We start from the raw sequence: 3,456 nt of genomic DNA on the forward strand, positions 1-3,456 counted from the left end.
CTGTTTATACAGTGATTCTAATAATACCTAAATAGAATTGCTCCTGCGGCAATGCTTATTCGAGGAAGATTAGGTTCACCTCGGAGCAAGGCAGCACGAAGCAAATGCTACGATGATTAATCATGATGTGATTGAAATCAGTAGCCTTGTTCCTTGAAAACTAGATATCATGAGAAATAACCAAGTAATAACCGAGAATCGCCACTTTATGGATGAATCCATTTAAGTAGTTTTAAAAATAAACCTTATTTTAGGTTAAGTTAGAAAGGGCGCACGGTGAATGCCTTGGCACTAGGAGCCGATGAAGGACGGGACTAACACCGATATGCTTCGGGGAGCTGTAAGCAAGCTTTGATCCGGAGATTTCCGAATGGGGAAACCCACTGCCCGTAATGGGGTAGTATCCTTACTTGAATACATAGAGTAAGGAAGGCAGACCCGGGGAACTGAAACATCTAAGTACCCGGAGGAAGAGAAAGCAAACGCGATTTCCTGAGTAGCGGCGAGCGAAACGGAAGAAGCCCAAACCAAGAGGCTTGCCTCTTGGGGTTGTAGGACACTCTATACGGAGTTACAAAGGAACGAGGTAGATGAAGAGGTCTGGAAAGGCCCGCCATAGGAGGTAACAACCCCGTAGTCGAAACTTCGTTCTCTCCTGAGTGGATCCTGAGTACGGCGGAACACGTGAAATTCCGTCGGAATCTGGGAGGACCATCTCCCAAGGCTAAATACTCCCTAGTGATCGATAGTGAACCAGTACCGTGAGGGAAAGGTGAAAAGCACCCCGGAAGGGGAGTGAAAGAGATCCTGAAACCGTGTGCCTACAAGTAGTCAGAGCCCGTTAACGGGTGATGGCGTGCCTTTTGTAGAATGAACCGGCGAGTTACGATCCCGTGCAAGGTTAAGCAGAAGATGCGGAGCCGCAGCGAAAGCGAGTCTGAATAGGGCGAATTGAGTACGTGGTCGTAGACCCGAAACCAGGTGATCTACCCATGTCCAGGGTGAAGTTCAGGTAACACTGAATGGAGGCCCGAACCCACGCACGTTGAAAAGTGCGGGGATGAGGTGTGGGTAGCGGAGAAATTCCAATCGAACTTGGAGATAGCTGGTTCTCTCCGAAATAGCTTTAGGGCTAGCCTCAAGGTAAGAGTCTTGGAGGTAGAGCACTGATTGGACTAGGGGCCCCTACCGGGTTACCGAATTCAGTCAAACTCCGAATGCCAATGACTTATCCTTGGGAGTCAGACTGCGAGTGATAAGATCCGTAGTCGAAAGGGAAACAGCCCAGACCGCCAGCTAAGGTCCCAAAGTATACGTTAAGTGGAAAAGGATGTGGAGTTGCTTAGACAACCAGGATGTTGGCTTAGAAGCAGCCACCATTTAAAGAGTGCGTAATAGCTCACTGGTCGAGTGACTCTGCGCCGAAAATGTACCGGGGCTAAACGTATCACCGAAGCTGTGGATGGACACCGTTGGTGTCCGTGGTAGGAGAGCGTTCTAAGGGCTGAGAAGCTAGACCGTAAGGACTGGTGGAGCGCTTAGAAGTGAGAATGCCGGTATGAGTAGCGAAAGAAGGGTGAGAATCCCTTCCACCGAATGCCTAAGGTTTCCTGAGGAAGGCTCGTCCGCTCAGGGTTAGTCGGGACCTAAGGCGAGGCCGAAAGGCGTAGGCGATGGACAACAGGTTGATATTCCTGTACCACCTCCTCACCATTTGAGCAATGGGGGGACGCAGGAGGATAGGGTAAGCGCGGTATTGGATATCCGCGTCCAAGCAGTTAGGCTGGGAAATAGGCAAATCCGTTTCCCGTAAGGCTGAGCTGTGATGGCGAGCGAAATATAGTAGCGAAGTTCCTGATTCCACACTGCCAAGAAAAGCCTCTAGCGAGGTGAGAGGTGCCCGTACCGCAAACCGACACAGGTAGGCGAGGAGAGAATCCTAAGGTGATCGAGAGAACTCTCGTTAAGGAACTCGGCAAAATGACCCCGTAACTTCGGGAGAAGGGGTGCTCTGTTAGGGTGCAAGCCCGAGAGAGCCGCAGTGAATAGGCCCAGGCGACTGTTTAGCAAAAACACAGGTCTCTGCGAAGCCGTAAGGCGAAGTATAGGGGCTGACGCCTGCCCGGTGCTGGAAGGTTAAGAGGAGCGCTTAGCGTAAGCGAAGCTTTGAATTGAAGCCCCAGTAAACGGCGGCCGTAACTATAACGGTCCTAAGGTAGCGAAATTCCTTGTCGGGTAAGTTCCGACCCGCACGAAAGGCGCAACGATCTGGGCACTGTCTCAACGAGAGACTCGGTGAAATTATAGTACCTGTGAAGATGCAGGTTACCCGCGACAGGACGGAAAGACCCCGTGGAGCTTTACTGCAGCCTGATATTGAATGTTGGTACAGCTTGTACAGGATAGGTAGGAGCCTTGGAAACCGGAGCGCCAGCTTCGGTGGAGGCATCGGTGGGATACTACCCTGGCTGTATTGAAATTCTAACCCGCACCCCTGAATCGGGGTGGGAGACAGTGTCAGGCAGGCAGTTTGACTGGGGCGGTCGCCTCCTAAAAGGTAACGGAGGCGCCCAAAGGTTCCCTCAGAATGGTTGGAAATCATTCGCAGAGTGTAAAGGCACAAGGGAGCTTGACTGCGAGACCTACAAGTCGAGCAGGGACGAAAGTCGGGCTTAGTGATCCGGTGGTTCCGCATGGAAGGGCCATCGCTCAACGGATAAAAGCTACCCCGGGGATAACAGGCTTATCTCCCCCAAGAGTCCACATCGACGGGGAGGTTTGGCACCTCGATGTCGGCTCATCGCATCCTGGGGCTGTAGTCGGTCCCAAGGGTTGGGCTGTTCGCCCATTAAAGCGGTACGCGAGCTGGGTTCAGAACGTCGTGAGACAGTTCGGTCCCTATCCGTCGTGGGCGTAGGAAATTTGAGAGGAGCTGTCCTTAGTACGAGAGGACCGGGATGGACGCACCGCTGGTGTACCAGTTGTCTTGCCAAAGGCATCGCTGGGTAGCTATGTGCGGACGGGATAAGTGCTGAAAGCATCTAAGCATGAAGCCCCCCTCAAGATGAGATTTCCCATTCCGCAAGGAAGTAAGATCCCTGAAAGATGATCAGGTTGATAGGTCTGAGGTGGAAGTGTGGCGACACATGGAGCTGACAGATACTAATCGATCGAGGACTTAACCATATTTTTGAATGATGTCACACCTGTTATCTAGTTTTGAGAGAACACTCTCAATTTGTTTGGTGGCGATAGCGAAGAGGTCACACCCGTTCCCATACCGAACACGGAAGTTAAGCTCTTCAGCGCCGATGGTAGTCGGGGGTTTCCCCCTGTGAGAGTAGGACGCCGCCAAGCAATTGCACGTTAGTGCAATTATGGAGGATTAGCTCAGCTGGGAGAGCATCTGCCTTACAAGCAGAGGGTCGGCGCCCCCCGGTCGATGCGGATAACCAT

The 3,456-nt window shown here is 51.9% G+C and carries 2 rRNA genes; both read left to right on the forward strand.

The window, feature by feature from the left end:
- Window positions 1–253 precede the first annotated feature (253 nt).
- Window positions 254–3,186: ribosomal RNA gene (locus ACFULV_RS34885) — 23S ribosomal RNA — on the forward strand.
- A 55-nt stretch (window positions 3,187–3,241) separates the two neighbouring features.
- A 5S ribosomal RNA gene (gene rrf / locus ACFULV_RS34890) occupies window positions 3,242–3,357 on the forward strand.
- Window positions 3,358–3,456 lie beyond the last annotated feature (99 nt).

The sequence above is a fragment of the Nocardia sp. NPDC057272 genome (genome assembly GCF_042668615.1).
Taxonomy (GTDB): domain Bacteria; phylum Actinomycetota; class Actinomycetes; order Mycobacteriales; family Mycobacteriaceae; genus Nocardia.